General features: G+C 71.8%; 12 protein-coding genes. 5 read left to right on the top strand and 7 right to left on the bottom strand.

Going from position 1 to position 14,849, the window contains the following annotated elements; all coding sequences use genetic code 11:
* The first annotated feature begins 12 nt into the window (after nt 1-12).
* The 3 genes from recD2 to OIE67_RS19205 all read left to right on the top strand — a co-directional run bounded on the left by recD2 (nt 13) and on the right by OIE67_RS19205 (nt 4,186).
* Nucleotides 13-2,280, top strand: coding sequence for an SF1B family DNA helicase RecD2 (recD2, locus tag OIE67_RS19215; RefSeq protein WP_407674902.1), 2,268 nt, complete (start codon nt 13-15; stop codon nt 2,278-2,280).
* Between the two features lie 155 nt (nt 2,281-2,435).
* Nucleotides 2,436-3,632 carry a L,D-transpeptidase gene (locus tag OIE67_RS19210; protein WP_326642193.1) on the top strand — a complete coding sequence of 399 codons (1,197 nt, stop codon included), beginning with the start codon at nt 2,436-2,438 and terminating at the stop codon, nt 3,630-3,632.
* A 56-nt stretch (nt 3,633-3,688) separates the two neighbouring features.
* Nucleotides 3,689-4,186, top strand: coding sequence for a GNAT family N-acetyltransferase (locus OIE67_RS19205; RefSeq protein ID WP_326642191.1), 498 nt, complete (start codon nt 3,689-3,691; stop codon nt 4,184-4,186).
* A 52-nt stretch (nt 4,187-4,238) separates the two neighbouring features.
* Here OIE67_RS19205 and OIE67_RS19200 read toward each other — a convergent pair whose 3' ends face one another.
* Together OIE67_RS19200 and OIE67_RS19195 are read right to left on the bottom strand one after the other, a co-directional pair.
* Entirely contained in the window at nt 4,239-5,147 is a 909-nt protein-coding gene (locus OIE67_RS19200) for an SDR family oxidoreductase (protein ID WP_326642190.1), read from the bottom strand.
* Nucleotides 5,148-5,149: 2 nt separating this feature from the next.
* On the bottom strand, nt 5,150-6,400 hold the full coding sequence (locus OIE67_RS19195) for an MFS transporter (protein WP_326642188.1): 1,251 nt from the start codon (nt 6,398-6,400) through the stop codon (nt 5,150-5,152).
* Nucleotides 6,401-6,479: 79 nt separating this feature from the next.
* Between OIE67_RS19195 and OIE67_RS19190 the strand changes: the two genes are divergently transcribed.
* Complete coding sequence (locus tag OIE67_RS19190) at nt 6,480-7,373, top strand: LysR family transcriptional regulator (protein ID WP_326642185.1); 894 nt, start codon at nt 6,480-6,482, stop codon at nt 7,371-7,373.
* On the opposite strand, the gene OIE67_RS19185 is transcribed toward OIE67_RS19190, so the two are convergent.
* Both OIE67_RS19185 and OIE67_RS19180 read right to left on the bottom strand, forming a co-directional pair.
* Entirely contained in the window at nt 7,366-8,655 is a 1,290-nt protein-coding gene (locus OIE67_RS19185; protein ID WP_326642184.1) for an ArsB/NhaD family transporter, read from the bottom strand. The two genes, OIE67_RS19190 and OIE67_RS19185, sit on opposite strands and share 8 nt — an antisense overlap.
* Nucleotides 8,656-8,920: 265 nt before the next feature.
* Nucleotides 8,921-9,385: a cupin domain-containing protein gene (locus OIE67_RS19180; RefSeq protein WP_326642183.1), complete on the bottom strand. Its 465-nt coding sequence runs from the start codon at nt 9,383-9,385 to the stop codon at nt 8,921-8,923.
* A gap of 90 nt (nt 9,386-9,475) precedes the next feature.
* Between OIE67_RS19180 and OIE67_RS19175 the strand changes: the two genes are divergently transcribed.
* The gene (locus OIE67_RS19175) at nt 9,476-10,063 is read left to right on the top strand and encodes a TetR/AcrR family transcriptional regulator (RefSeq protein WP_326642182.1); all 588 of its coding nucleotides are present in this window, start codon (nt 9,476-9,478) and stop codon (nt 10,061-10,063) included.
* A 42-nt stretch (nt 10,064-10,105) separates the two neighbouring features.
* Here OIE67_RS19175 and OIE67_RS19170 read toward each other — a convergent pair whose 3' ends face one another.
* The 3 genes from OIE67_RS19170 to OIE67_RS19160 form a co-directional block, all read right to left on the bottom strand.
* Nucleotides 10,106-11,272 (bottom strand): tyrosine-type recombinase/integrase, encoded by a 1,167-nt coding sequence (locus OIE67_RS19170; protein ID WP_326642181.1) that lies wholly within the window; start codon nt 11,270-11,272, stop codon nt 10,106-10,108.
* Nucleotides 11,273-11,340: 68 nt separating this feature from the next.
* Nucleotides 11,341-12,870, bottom strand: coding sequence for a helix-turn-helix domain-containing protein (locus tag OIE67_RS19165; protein WP_326642180.1), 1,530 nt, complete (start codon nt 12,868-12,870; stop codon nt 11,341-11,343).
* A 16-nt stretch (nt 12,871-12,886) separates the two neighbouring features.
* Nucleotides 12,887-14,590 carry an enoyl-CoA hydratase-related protein gene (locus OIE67_RS19160; RefSeq protein ID WP_326642178.1) on the bottom strand — a complete coding sequence of 568 codons (1,704 nt, stop codon included), beginning with the start codon at nt 14,588-14,590 and terminating at the stop codon, nt 12,887-12,889.
* Between the last annotated feature and the right edge of the window lie 259 nt (nt 14,591-14,849).

Here is a 14,849-nt window from a genome sequence, read left to right as displayed (position 1 = left end):
GTCGCGGTGAGGATGATCTGCCCTAGTCTCCTCGGTGTGGGGAGGCCCGTGGGGAGCCAGGACGAGGGCTCGAACAACGCCGGAGCGACGCTGAACGCCGTACTTGAGCGGATCACGTACGCGAACGAGGAGACCGGCTACACCATCGCCCGCGTGGCCACCGAGCGCACCGGTGCCGATCTGCTGACCGTCGTCGGGCCGTTGCTCGGCGCGCAGGTCGGCGAGTCGTTGCGGCTGCACGGCCGGTGGACCTCCCACCCTCGCTACGGCCGCCAGTTCGAGGTGATGTCCTACACCACCGTGCTGCCGGCCACCGTCCAGGGCATCCGCCGCTACCTCGGCTCCGGGCTGATCAAGGGGATCGGGCCCAAGATGGCCGAGCGGATCGTCGACCACTTCGGCACCGGCACCCTCGAGGTGATCGAGCAGCAGCCCGAGCGCCTGGTCGAGGTGCCCGGTCTCGGTCCCAAGCGGACGAAGATGATCGCCGCCGCCTGGGAGGAGCAGAAGATCATCAAAGAGGTGATGATCTTCCTGCAGGGGGTCGGGGTGTCCACCTCGATCGCGGTGCGCATCTTCAAGCAGTACGGCGACACCTCGGTCTCCGTCGTCAAGAGCCGCCCGTACCAGCTGGCCGACGACGTGTGGGGGATCGGGTTCAAGACCGCCGACACCATCGCCCAGGCGGTCGGCATCCCGCACGACAGCCCCGAGCGGGTCAAGGCCGGGCTGCGCTACACGCTGTCGCAGGCGGCCGACGACGGCCACTGCTATCTGCCGGCGCCCAATCTCGTCGGCGACGCGGTCAAGATCCTGGAGGTGCCCGCCGACCTGGTCGCCTCCTGCCTGGAGGAGCTCGTCGCCGACGAGGGCGTCGTACGCGAGCAGATCCCCGCCGGCGACAACCTGGTGCCGGCCGTCTACCTGCCGCCCTTCCACCGCGCGGAGATGTCGCTGGCCTCCGGCCTGCTGTCGCTGCTGAACGGCGGTCACGACCGGCTCAAGGCGTTCGCCGACGTCGACTGGGAGCGCGCCGAGACGTGGCTGCACGGCAAGACCGGCGCCGAGCTGGCCGCCGAACAGCGCCAGGCGGTCCGGCTGGCGCTGACCGAGAAGGTCGCGGTGCTGACCGGCGGGCCGGGCTGCGGCAAGAGCTTCACGGTGCGCTCCATCGTGCTGCTGGCCCGCGCCAAGCGCGCGAAGGTGATCCTGGCCGCCCCCACGGGCCGGGCCGCCAAGCGGCTGGCCGAGCTGACCGGCCACGAGGCCACCACCGTGCACCGCCTGCTGCAGCTGCGGCCTGGCGGCGATGCCACGTTCGACCGCGACAACCCGCTGGACGCCGACCTGGTCGTGGTGGACGAGGCGTCCATGCTGGACCTGCTGCTGGCCAACAAGCTCGTCAAGGCGGTCGCGCCCGGCGCCCACCTGCTGTTCGTCGGCGACGTCGATCAGCTGCCCTCCGTCGGCGCGGGCGAGGTGCTGAAGGATCTGCTCGCCGCCGAGGAGGTGCCGCGGGTACGGCTGACCCAGATCTTCCGCCAGGCCCAGGAGTCGGGGGTGGTGGTCAACGCCCACCGCGTCAACACCGGCCGCCACCCCGTCCTGGAGGGCATGAAGGACTTCTTCCTGTTCCCGTGCGAGGAGCCGGAGGAGATCGCCGCCCTCACCGTGGACGTCGTGGCCCGCCGCATCCCCAAGCGGTTCCGCCTCGACCCGCGCCGCGACGTGCAGGTGCTGGCCCCGATGCACCGCGGCGCGGCCGGTGCCGGCGCGCTCAACACGGCGCTGCAGGAGTCGCTCACCCCGGCCAGGGAGGGCATGCCGGAGCGCCGGTACGGCGGCCGCGTCTTCCGCGTCGGCGACAAGGTCACCCAGCTGCGCAACAACTACGACAAGGGGGCGGCCGGCGTGTTCAACGGCACGGTCGGCATCGTCACCGACATCCGGCCCGACGAGCACAAGCTGACCGTCCTGACCGACGAGGAGGAGTCGGTCGAGTACGCCTTCGACGAACTCGACGAGCTCGCCCACGCCTACGCCGTCTCCATCCACCGCTCCCAGGGCAGCGAATACCCCGCCGTCGTCATCCCGCTGGCCACCAGCGCGTGGATGATGCTGCAGCGCAACCTCCTCTACACCGCCATCACGAGGGCCAAGAAGCTCGTCGTGATCGTCGGCTCGCGGCGGGCGCTGGCCCAGGCCGTACGGACGAAGGGGGCGGGCCGCCGTCACACCGGCCTCACCCACCGGCTCAACCGGTCCCGGGCCACGGCCTGACCTGCGCCGACGGCCGGCGGGCGGGGGCGCCGCCCGCTCGCCGGTCAAGAAGTAATTGAAATGTGATCGAACTTCCTCGAATGATTTCGCGTCCTACATGTAGGAGCATTAAGGTTTTTGGGGTGCCTTTTGGTACTCATGGGGAGAGGACGATCTTGAACGTTGCGACTGCCTGGAGGGGACCCGCCACCGCAGCCGCGCTGCTCACGGCCGCAGCGCTGACCGCGTCATGCTCTGGCGCCGGCCCCGCGACCCCGGGCCCCGACTCCCCTGAGAGCACCACCGTGGCCACCCCGCAGGCCCCCACCGTCAAGATCACCCCCGCCGAGGGCTCCGCCAAGGTCCACCCCGACAAGAAGGTCGTGGTCACCGCCGCCGGCGGCGCCCTGGAGGACGTGGTCGTCGAGGCCGACGGCGAGCAGCTGGACGGCAAGTACAACACCGACAAGACGCGCTGGGTCTCCAAGACCGCGCTGAAGCCGTCCACCAGCTACAGCGTCTCGGCCACGGCCGGCGCCACCACCGCCAGCAGCACGTTCACCACGGCCAAGCCCGAGCGTTCGCTGCAGATCGCCGACGTCACCCCCAACGCCAAGGGCGAGAAGCTCGGCGTCGGCGCGCCCATCATCGTGACCTTCAACCAGCCGGTGACGAACAAGGCCACCATCGAGCGCGCCCTGGAGGTCGAGGCGGAAAAGCCCGTCCAGGGCGCCTGGCGGTGGATCAACGACACCGTCGTCATCTACCGCACCGCCAAGTACTGGCCGGCCCACCAGAACGTCACCTTCAACGCCAACATCACCGGCATCAAGGCCGGCAAGGGCCTGTACGGGACCAAGGACTACACCGCCGACCTGAAGATCGGCGCCAAGCAGATCAGCAAGGTCGACGTCGCCAAGCACATGATGTACGTCTACCGCGACGGCAAGCGGGTGCAGACGATGCGCATCAGCGCCGGCATGGCCACCACCCGCGAGTACACCACGACCTCGGGCGTCCACCTGACCATGGAACGCGGCAGCCCCGTGCGCATGATCTCGCCCGGCCGCAAGAAGGGCGATCCCGGCTACTACGACGTCATGATCGACCACGCGGTGCGGATCTCCAACTCCGGCGAGTACGTCCACGCCAAGAACAACGTCTGGGCCCAGGGGGTGCGCAACGTCAGCCACGGCTGCGTCAACGCCCGGCCCGACCAGGCCAAGTGGTACTACGACCACTTCCAGCGCGGCGACGTCGTCGACATCAAGGGCTCCAACCGTGAGCTGGAGTGGAACAACGGCTGGGGCTACTGGCAGATGTCGTTCTCGCAGTGGAAGAAGGGCAGCGCCCTGACCAGCAGCAAGGCCTGACGCCCCGCACGCGGCGGCGAGACGGCGGGCACCACCGGTAAGGACATCCTCTGATCATGCACATCCGCCCCGGCCGGGACGGCGACGTCGCCACGGTCCTGGCCATGTTCGACAGCGCCGTCACCTGGTTGTCCGCCCACGGCCGCACCGGCCAGTGGGGCGAGCGGCCCTTCACCGGCGACGAGCGCCGCACCGAGCAGGTCGCCTCCTGGCTGGCCGGCGGCGGCATGCGCATCGCCGAACGCGACGGCCGCCCCGCCGGCTGCATCAGCGTCGGGCCCGCCCACGGCTACGTCACGCCCGCCGCCGAGCCCGAGCTCTACGTGCAGGCCCTGGTGACCGACCGCGGCCACGCCGGCCACGGGGTCGGGCGGGCGCTGCTGGAGTGGGCCTTCGGCGAGGCGCGCGAGCGGGGTGTCGGGCTGGTGCGGGTCGACTGCTACGCCGGCGGTGACGGCCGCCTGGTCGCCTACTACGAGAGCTGCGGCTTCATCCGCTCGGCGCCGTTCACCGTGGGCGAGTGGCCCGGCATGCTCCTGCACCGCCACGTGTGAGGACCGGCGGGCGCTGAAACCATGCGTTCCGGCCGTGTGTTCCGGCCTCTGCTCAGCGGGACGCGTCAGCAGGGCTCGGGCGGGGCTCGGGCGGGGTGAACGCGGCCGCGTGGTCGCGGGCGAAGCCGGCGATGTCGCGCGGCGCCCGGCCGAGCAGGTCGGCCACCGTGCCGGTGGTCAGGTCCCCCCAGCCGCCGGCGTACGCCCGCGCGTACTCCTCCAGCATGTCGGCGATCCACTCCGGCACGCCGTGGCCGAGCAGCGTCTTGCGCCGGGTGTCGTCGCCGACCGGCAGGTAGGCGACCGGCCGGCCGAGGACGCCGCTCAGCGCGCCGGCCGCCTCGTCGAAGGTCAGCGAGCGCGGGCCGGTGAGGGTGTAGGCCCGGCCGTCGTGCCGGCCGGAGCCGTCGAGGAGCACGCGGGCGGCGCACTCGGCGACGTCGCGCACGTCGATCATGCCGATCCTGGCCGCGCCCATGTTCAGCGCGAAGGTACCGGTGGCGGCGATGTCGCCGGCCTCGTTCGGCAGGTTCTGCATGAACCAGTGCGGGCGCAGGATCGTCCAGCGCAGGCCAGAGCGTTCGAGCTCCTGGTCCGACAGCGCGTGCAGGCGGCCGCTGCGGTTCGGCGCGCCCGGCGCCGCGCCGATCGCGGACAGGCGCACGACGCGCTCCGCCCCGGCCTGGCGGGCGGCCCAGACGGCGTTGCTGCTGTGCTCGGGGGCGCGCGGGCCGTTCGGGGTGAGCAGCCACAGGTCGTCCACGCCTTCGAAGGCGGGCGGCAGCGACCGGGCGTCGCCCAGGTCGCCGGCGAACACCTCGGCCCCGCGTTCGCGCAGGCCCTGTGCCCGGGAGGTGTCGCGGACGAGCACGCGCGGCCGGACGTCGGCGCCGCGCAGCGCGTTCATGAGCGCGCCGGAGACGGTTCCGGTCGCTCCGGTGATCAGCACGGTGCGTGCCATGGTCATTCTCCCTTGGTCGAGGCGGCCGGCACCGGGTGTGCCACGGGCCGCGGGGGTGTGCCGGCGGGCCGGCCGGTGGTGAGGCGCTCCAGGATCCAGAGCACGAGCGTCCCCGCCGACAGCGCGCCGCCCAGGACGCACACGCCGCTCCAGCCGGCGTGCACCCAGACCAGCGAGGTCAGCGCGGAGCCGATCGCGCCGCCGACGAAGAACGAGGTCATGAACGCGGAGTTGATCCGGTTGCGGGCCTGCGGCCGCAGCGCGTAGACGACGTTCTGGCTGCTGTTGAGCACCGCCTGGTGGGCCAGGTCGAGCAGGATCACGCCGGCCAGCAGCCACACCAGCGAGCGGGCCCCCGCGGCGATCGCGAGCCAGGACGCCACGAGCAGGACCGTTCCCGCGCCGGTCACGACCTGGACGAGGCCGCGGTCGGCCAGCCTGCCGGCCACCGTGGCGGTCAGCGCGCCTGCCGCGCCGACCAGGCCGAACAGGCCGATGGCCGACTCCGTCCAGCCGTAGGGGGAGCCTGCCAGCAGGAACGTCAGCGCGGTCCAGAGCACGCTGAAGGAGGCCAGGCTCAGCGCGCCGATGCCCGCCCGCCAGCGCAGCAGCGGCTCCAGGCGGAACATCGACAGCGTCGAGCGCGGCAGCGCCGGGTAGGACAGGCGCCCGCCGTCGCCGCCGAGGCGGGGCAGGAACAGGCGCAGCAGCACGGCCGTCAGCGCCATCAGGGCGGCGTTGACCCAGTAGACGGTCCGCCAGCCGCCCAGCTCCGACAGCGTTCCGGACGCGGTGCGGGCCAGCAGCAGGCCGAGGATCAGCCCGGTCATCACGGTGCCGACGACTCTGCCGCGTTCGGCGGGGTCCGCCAGTGTGGCCGCGAACGGCACCACGACCTGCGCCCCGACCGAGGCCAGCCCGGTCAGGGCCGTGCTGATCAGCAGCACCGTGCCGTCGGCCGCGGTGGCCGAGACCAGCAGGAACACCGCGGTCGCCGCGTACAGCGCGACGGCGAGGCGGCGCCGCTCCATCAGGTCGCCGAGCGGCACCAGCAGGATCAGGCCCAGCGCGTACCCGGCCTGGGCGGCCGTCACCGTCAGCGCGGCCATGGCAGGCCCGAGGCCGAGTTCGCGGCCGATGAGGTCGAGCAGCGGCTGCGCGAAGTAGTTGCCCGCGACCGCCAGCCCGGTCGCCGCCGACATGAGCAGCAGCAACCAGCGCGACAGGCCGCCGGGGTGGGGTGTCGTCGTCATGCGTCCAGCCTCGGGGATCGGCGATCGATGAGTCCAACGCATGTTTGTCATCGGATCGATCGTGGTTCACGATTGATCCATGGAGCTGCAGCAGATGCGCTACGTCGTCGCCGTCGCCGAGACGAGCAACTTCACCCGCGCCGCCGAGCGGTGCATGGTCGTGCAGTCGGCGCTGAGCCACCAGATCGCGCGGCTGGAGCGCGAGCTGGGCGCCAAGCTGTTCGAGCGCACCAGCCGCCGCGTCCTGCTGACCCCGGCGGGTGAGGCGTTCCTGCCCGCCGCCCGCCAGGCGCTCGACGCCGCCGAGCGGGCCCGCGCCGAGGTGGCCGCCGCCGCGGGCGAGATCCGCGGCCGGCTCGCCATCGGCGCCATCCCCACCGTCACGGCGGTCGATCTGCCGCTCGTGCTGCGGCGCTTTCACCAGCGCCACCGCGAGGTGCGGATCAGCCTGCGCTCCGGCGCGAGCGAGGAGTTCGTCGAACGGGTCCGTCAGGGCACGCTGGACGTCGCCTTCCTGGGCCTGCCCCCGGGCGCCCGGCCCAAGGGGGTGCGCGGGCGTGAGCTGGCCCGCGGCGACCTGGTGGCCGTGGTCACGCCCGGCCATCCGCTGGCCGGGGAGGAGCGGGTGACGCTGAGCAGGCTGGCCGGCGAGCCGTTCGTCGACTTCCCCGCCGGCACCGCGGGGCGCAGCCAGTCCGACGAGGCGTTCGCCGCGGCCGGGATCGCGCGCGAGGTCGCCTTCGAGGTGTCGACCCCCGACTTCATGGCCCGCCTGATCCGGCTGGGGCTGGGCATCGGGATGCTGCCGGAGGCGTTCGTGGCGCAGCTTCCCGACCTGCCCGTGGTCCGGCTCAGCGACGCCCCGGCCCGCATGGAGCACCTCATCTGGAGCCGCCACCAGCCGTCCCCGGCCGCCCTGGCCTTCCTCACCGCGCTGGGCGTGCCGGTGCCGCCGGAGGACGGGCTCACATGAGGTAACGCAGCCACAGGTACGGGGCGACCAGTGCGACGGTGACCGCGGTGACGATGAGGCCGTACCTGGTGAACTGCCAGAAGCTGATCGGGGTGCCGTTGCGGGCGGCGATGCCCAGGATGACCACGTTGGCGGCGGCCCCGACGGCGGTGGCGTTGCCGCCCAGGTCGGCGCCGAAGGCCAGCGCCCACCACAGCACCTGCCCGCCGCCGTCGCCGGTGGCCTGCACGAGCTGCTCGACGATGGGGCTCATCGTGGCCACGTACGGGATGTTGTCCACGATGGCCGACAGCACGGCCGAGACGCCGAGCAGCCCCATCGTGGTCAGCTCCAGCCGGCCGTCTGTGGCGGCGACGGCGGCCTCGGACAGCCCGGCGATGACACCGGTCTCGACCAGGGCGCCGACCATGACGAACAGCCCGGCGAAGAACACCAGCGTGGGCCACTCCACCTCGGCGATGGCCTCGGAGGTGGTCACCCTGGTCGCGGCCACCAGCACGCCGGCGCCGAGCAGCGCGACCACGCTCGGCTCGTAGTGCAGCACCGGGTGCAGCACGAACGCCGCCATCACCAGCGCCAGCACCGCCAGGCTCTGCCACAGCAGCCGCCGGTCCGCGATGGCCTCCCGCTCGTCCAGCGCCATGACCTCCGCCGCGCGTTCCGGGTCGTAGCGGAACGAACGGCCGAACATCAGCCGGCACAGGCCGATGAACACCACCATGAGCACGATCACCATCGGCGCCATGTGGATCAGGAAGTCGTTGAAGCTCAGGCCGCCGCGGCTGGCGATGATGATGTTCGGCGGGTCGCCCACGAGGGTGGCGGCGCCGCCGATGTTGGACGACAGCGCCTCGGCGATGAGGAACGGGATCGGGTTGACCGCGAGCCGTTCGCACACCAGGAACGTCACCGGCGCGATCAGCAGCACCGTGGTCACGTTGTCGAGCAGCGCGGACGCCCCGGCGGTGATCAGCACCAGCAGCACCATCAGCCGGAACGGCCGGCCGCGGGCGCGTTTGGCCGCCCAGATGGCCAGGTATTCGAACACGCCGGTCTGCTTCAGCACCCCGACGATGATCATCATGCCGAGCAGCAGGAAGATGACGTTCCAGTCGATGCCGGAGTGCTCGGAGAAGAACGCGGCCTCGGCGCCGGTGGCGTGGATCGCGAGCATGATGCCCGCGCCGCCGAGCGCGGCGGCCACGCGGTGGATCCTCTCGGTGGCGATCAGGGCGTAGGAGGCCAGGAAGACCGCCACGCTGACCCAGGACAGCACGCTCATGCGGCGGACATCCGGGCCCGCGGGGTCGCCGCCGGTGTCGGGCGGCCACGGCGCACGGGAACGTCGGCGGGAAGGTCGCGGGCGCGCATGTCAGCACATCCTTCAGGCAACGGGACAAGGACTTGCCGACCAGACTTCCCGGCGCACCTTGAGTGACCGTATCAAGTCCCGCCGAATCCTGCCGAAGCCGTCCCCGCCGCCCGCCCGCCCCGGCGGGCCGTGCCCGCTCCTCAGACGCCCCTTCGGCGGGGGCGCCGGCGGGAGGTCACGGCGCGAACTCGGTGGACGGCTCGGTGGCGTAGTTCTTCCAGATCGGCGCCATGGTCTCGCGGTTCATGGGCTGCCCGGACTCGACCATGGCCTTGAGGTCGCGGAAGTACTGCACGTACAGGTCCGGGGTGAAGGTGTTGAGCATGACCGCCGGCTCGTCGCCGGGGTTGGCGAAGGTGTGCGGCGCGCCCGGCGGGACGGTGACCCACGTGCCGGGGCCGACGTCGTGGCGGTCCTCGCCGATGGTGAACCGCAAGGTGCCCGAGATGACGTAGAAGCCCTCGTCGTGCTGGGCGTGGCGGTGCTGCGGCGGGCCGGGGGTGTGCGGGGGGATGACGACCTCGCCGATGCCCAGGCGGTGGGCGGTGTTGCTGCCGTCTTCGAGGATCCGGATCCGCGAGGACGGGCCGTTGGCGATGAGTTCGCCCTCGCCGGGGCCGACGATCGACACCTTGACCATGAGGAGACCTCCAGAAGTGATTGCATCTTGTGCAATCATGACGCTAGCACCGATGAGTGCACATTGTGAAGTCGCGCTAGACTCGGGGGTATGCCGCGATGGAAACCGGGCGCCGTCGACCGCCTGCAGACCGCCGCGCTCGAGCTCTTCGACGAACAGGGCTTCGAGCGCACGACGGTCGCCGAGATCGTCCAGCGGGCGGGGCTCACCCAGCGAACGTTCTTCAACCACTTCGCCGACAAGCGCGAGGTGCTGTTCGGGCTGAGCTCGGAGCTGCAGCGGGAGATCATCGGCGAGATCGCGGCCGCGGACGCGGCCATGCCGCCGCTGGAGGTGGTCATGCGCGCGCTGGGAGCCGTCGCAGACAAGCTGTTGGAGCATCGGCGTGCGGTGGTGGCGCACCGTTACGCCGTCATCGCCGCCAACCCGGAGCTGCTGGAACGCGAACTCGGCAAGAACGCCGCACTCACCGACGCCATCGCCGCCGCGCTGACGGAGCGGGGCGGCGACGCCGATACCGCCTACCTCGCCGCGAGCGTCGCCATGCTCGCCGAGCAGGTGGCCTTCCGGGCATGGACGCGGCCGGGCGAGACCCAGGCCCTGCGCGACCTGCTGCAGGACGCCCTGCACGCGGTACGCACGACCGTCGACGCGGCCGGCCGGCCCCTGTCTGCCTGACGCGCGGGCGGTGGCCGGTCAGGTGGCCGGTCAGGTGGCCGGTCAGGCGGGCGGGCGGTCGCGCAGGAGGGGGTGGGTGCGCATGGCGACCTCCAGTTCGCCCGGCAGGTCGTCGCGGTAGCGGCCGAGGGTGGACAGGTCGCTGTGCCCGAGCACCCGGCGTACCGCGTCCATGTCGACCGCGTCGGCCAGCAGGTGGGTGGCGGTGGTGTGGCGCAGCCCGTGGGGGGTGACCGTGCGCCGCTGGTCGGGGTCCACCCGCCGCTGTACCCGGTCGATCACGGCCTGGACGTCGCCGCGGGCCAGGCGCCGGCCGCGCCACGACAGCAGCAGCGCCTTGTCCTGCCCGTCGGGCCGCCCGCGGGCCAGGTATTCCCGCAGCACCAGGGCCACGTCGCCGGGCAGCGGCACGTCGCGGGTGCGGCCGCCCTTGCCGAAGATGCGCCAGTAGCGGACGCCGTCGTTGGTGAAGAAGTCCTCGACGTTGGCGCGGACCAGCTCCGACACGCGCGGCCCGACGGTGGTCAGCAGCAGCACGATCACCGCGTCGCGCAGTTCGGTGCGCTGGTCGCGGCGTTTGCTCTGGTCGGCCTGCTCCCTCGGGAGCTCGCGTGCTGCTCCGATCAGCCCTTGGGCCTGCTCGCGGGTCAGGGCCCGCCGCTCCGGCCGCAGCCCGCCCCGCTCCTTGGCCGTCACCGCCGAGCGGGTCATCGGGTTGAGCTGCACCCATCCGGCCAGGGCGGCGTGCTTGAACAGCGCGGAGATCGAGCGCCGGAAGCGCGCCTGTGACGACGGCGACTGTCCTGACCCCGCCCCGGCTCCGTTCGCCGCAGGTGTCCGGCCGCCCGCCGGACGGCCGCCCACCGCTGATCCGCCCGCCGTGCGGCCGCCGGGCGCTCCGTCGTCCGCTCCGTCGTCCGCTCTGTCGTCCGCCGTCTCGCCTGCCGCGCGCCCGGCCGCGCGCCCGGCCGTGGTGCGGCCGTCGGGTTTGCGGGCGAAGGCCAGCAGGATCGCGTCCACGTCGGCGCCGGTCAGGTCGTCCAGCACGACGTCGGCCCCGGCCAGCTCCACCAGGGTGCCGACGTCGCGCGCGTAGACCTCGGCCGTGGCGGGGGACAGCGCCCCCGTCAGCGTCCTGGCCCTTACCAGCTCCACATAGCGGTCCGCCGCCTCCGCCACCGTCAACCGGTCGAGCTCCGCAGGCCGCACCGGCAACCCCCTTCTCCTCGCGTCACGAAGATCCAAAGACGACGGTAGCGGCCTTCACCGACGAAAAGTCAGATGTCGCGGAAGGTCTCGATCCTGGCGCCCAGCGCGTTCAGCCGCTCGGCCAGGTCCTCGTAGCCGCGGTTGATGACGTACACGTTGCGCAGCACCGAGGTGCCCTCGGCCGCCATCATGGCCAGCAGCACCACCACGGCCGGCCGCAGCGCCGGCGGGCACATCATCTCCGCGCTGCGCCAGCGCGTCGGCCCCTCGACCAGCACCCGGTGCGGGTCGAGCAGTTTGACCGAGGCGCCCAGCCGGGTCAGCTCGGTCAGGTAGATGGCGCGGTTGTCGTAGACCCAGTCGTGGATCAGCGTCGAGCCCTGCGCCGAGGCGGCGATGGCGGCGAAGAAGGGCACGTTGTCGATGTTCAGGCCGGGGAACGGCATCGGGTGGATCTTGTCGATGGGGGAGATGAGCTTGGAGGGCCGCACCGTCAGGTCGACCAGCCGGGTACGGCCGTTGGCGGCCGGGTACTCGCGCCCCCGGTCGTGATCCAGCCCCATCTCCTCCAGCACCGCGAGCTCGATCTCCAGGAACTCCACCGGCACCCGGCAGATCGTCAGCTCCGAGGAGGTCACCACGGCGGCGGCCAGCAGGCTCATCGCCTCGACCGGGTCCTCCGACGGCGAGTAGTCGACGTCCCGCTCGATGGCGGCCAGCCCGTGCACGGTCAGCGTCGTGGTGCCGATGCCCTCGACCCGCACGCCGAGCTGCTCCAGGAAGAAGCACAGGTCCTGGACCATGTAGTTGGAGGAGGCGTTGCGGATGACCGTGACCCCGTCGTGCCGGGCCGCGGCCAGCAGCGCGTTCTCGGTCACAGTGTCGCCGCGCTCGGTCAGCACGATCGGCCGGGCCGGCGCCGCGCCGCGGTCGACCCGCGCGTGGTAGAAGCCGCCGGTCGCGGTGATGTCGAGCCCGAAGTGGCGCAGCGCCGACATGTGCGGCTGCACCGTACGGGTGCCGAGGTCGCAGCCGCCCGCGTACGGGATCTGGAACTGCTCGGTGCGGTGCATCAGCGGCCCCAGGAACATGATCACGCTCCTGGTGCGCCGGGCCGCCTCGGTGTCCATCGCCTCCAGCTCCAGCCGGGCCGGGGGCACGATCTCCAGGTCGCTGCCCTCGTTGATCCACCGCGCCCGCACCCCGATCGAGGCGAGCACCTCCAGGATGCGGTAGACCTCCTCGATCCGCGCGACCTTGCGCAGGATCGTCCGGCCGGAGTTGAGCAGGGACGCGCACAGCAGCGCCACGCACGCGTTCTTGGACGTCTTGACGTCGATGCTGCCCGACAGCCGGCGCCCGCCCACCACCCGCAGATGCATCGGCCCGGCGTAGCCGAGCGAGACGATCTCGCTGTCGAGCGCCTCGCCGATCCGGGCGATCATCTCAAGACTGATGTTCTGGTTGCCGCGCTCGATCCGGTTGACGGCGCTCTGGCTCGTCGCCAGCGCATCTGCGAGCTGCAGCTGCGTCCATCCACGATGCTGGCGCGCGTCCCGGATCAGCCGCCCGATCCGCACAAGGTAATCATCTGCCACAACAGCAGACCATATCTCACATATGAGATGCCCCGGTGCCACTGGGGGCCGACGCGCCGGACAACTCCCGATGACGCGCGAGATGTTCCGGAGTCGCCTGAGCCTTCACCTTGTGCACGAACGCCCGCCGGGCCTCACGGAACCCGCTGCGGTCGTCGAACATATCGCGGCTCATCTCGGCCAGCTCCTCGGCGCGGTAGGCGTCGAGCGGCTTGCGGCGCTCGTCCACCTCGCGTACCGACTTCCGGCCGGCCAGCAACCGATCATAACCCGGATCGACGGCCAGCCGCTCGGCGTACTCCAGCACCCGCCGCTCGAAGTCCAGCCGCGACCCGCCGAGCGCCCGGTCGGCCAGCCCGCACTCCACCGCCTCGGCCGCGCCGATCGGCAGCGCGTCCTGGGTCAGCCGGCGCGCCCGCTCCGCGCCCACCCGGCGCGGCAGCGTGTACGTCCACAGCTCCGAGCCGAACAATCCCATCGTGCGGTAGTGCGGGTTCAGCACCACCGACTCACGGATGATCACCCGGTCGGCGCCCAGGCCCATCATCACCCCGCCGGCGCCCGCGTTGCCGCCGATCGAGGTCACCACCAGCTGCGTCGTGCAGGCCACGATCTCCCGGCACACCGCGTTGATGGCGTTGATGTTCATCCACGCCTCCAGCTCGGGATGGCGGGCCGCGTCGATCACGTTCAGGTGGATGCCGTTGGAGAACGTCTCCCCGCCCCGCACCACCAGCACCCGGGTGTCCTGCGCCACCGCGTAGCGCAGCGCCGAGGCCAGCCGCCGGCACTGATCGGTCGACATGGCGCCGTTGTAGAAGTCGAAGCTGACCACGCCGACGCCCTCGCTGCGGTCGTAGGTGATCTCGCTGTAGCCCGACCGCTCCGGCACCTGCGCCACCAGCTCGCCCAGCGCCATCGCGGCCGGCAGCTTGATCGCGCCCTCCTTCTCCAGCCTCAGGTGGCCGACCCACGCCGTCCCGTCGCCGGTGTGCACCAGCACGGCGCCCTCACGCCGCGCCGCCACCTGCCCGGGCACGCCCTCCAGCTCGGGCCCGCGGTAGACGTCGAACACCCGTACCGGCAGGTCGCACAGCACCGCCCGCCCGCCCGGCGCGCCGTCGGCCGCGCGTACCCGGCGCACGATGTCCTGTGTCGGCTCCTCCCAGGAGAACTCCCGGTCGGCGTGCCGCATCGCCCGCCGCAGCCGCCCGCGCACCTCGGGGGAGCGGTAGTCCAGCGGCTCGGGCACGAACGAGGACTCGCCCGCCTTGGCCGCCACCTCGGCCACCAGCTCCACCGCGGCGTCGGCCACCGGCCCGTTGTACAGCGCCGACTTGCGCGGCGGCTCGGCCGGCATCGGGAACGTGCGAAAGCCCCAGATCGGGCCCGCGTCCATCTCCTCCACGGCCTGCAGGGCCGTGACCCCCCACTCCGGCTCCGCGTCCGTGATCGCCCAGTCCAGCGACGACGGCCCCCGGTCCCCGGGAGGCCCCGGGTGGATGATCACCGTGCGGAACGCCCGCCACAAGCCGTCCGGCACCCGCTCCTTCAGGAACGGGCAGATGATCAGGTCCGGCTTGGCCAGCTCGGCCGCCTCCACCATCGCCTCCTGCGAGACGGCCAGCTCGACGCTCACGTCGTGACCGGCCCGGCGCAACTCCAGCCAGGCGCGCTGGGTCAGGCCGTTGAAGGAGGAGCAGAGCAGCAAGATACGCAACGCGGGGCTTCTTTCCAGGCAGGGGGAGCAGTGGTACCGGGGCGGGGACTACCGGGCCGACAGCCGGTGGTCCCACCGGTCACATGTATTTACGGCAATCCCATATGACCCATACATGTCATCGATGCTGACACGGATCCTCCACTGCTCGTGACGATTCACCGCAAAAAACCACCCCAACCAGACCCAAATGACCCACTTTGCCGGAAAAATCCCGCCGGGTGTCCGCGGCCTCGGCACGCACTCAGCCCGTCGCGCA

Origin of the sequence: Nonomuraea fuscirosea, from assembly GCF_035917475.1 — a bacterium.
GTDB classification, from domain to species: domain Bacteria; phylum Actinomycetota; class Actinomycetes; order Streptosporangiales; family Streptosporangiaceae; genus Nonomuraea; species Nonomuraea fuscirosea.
The sequence above is the reverse complement of the archived record's forward strand: the minus strand, read 5'-3'. Positions and strand labels throughout refer to the sequence as shown.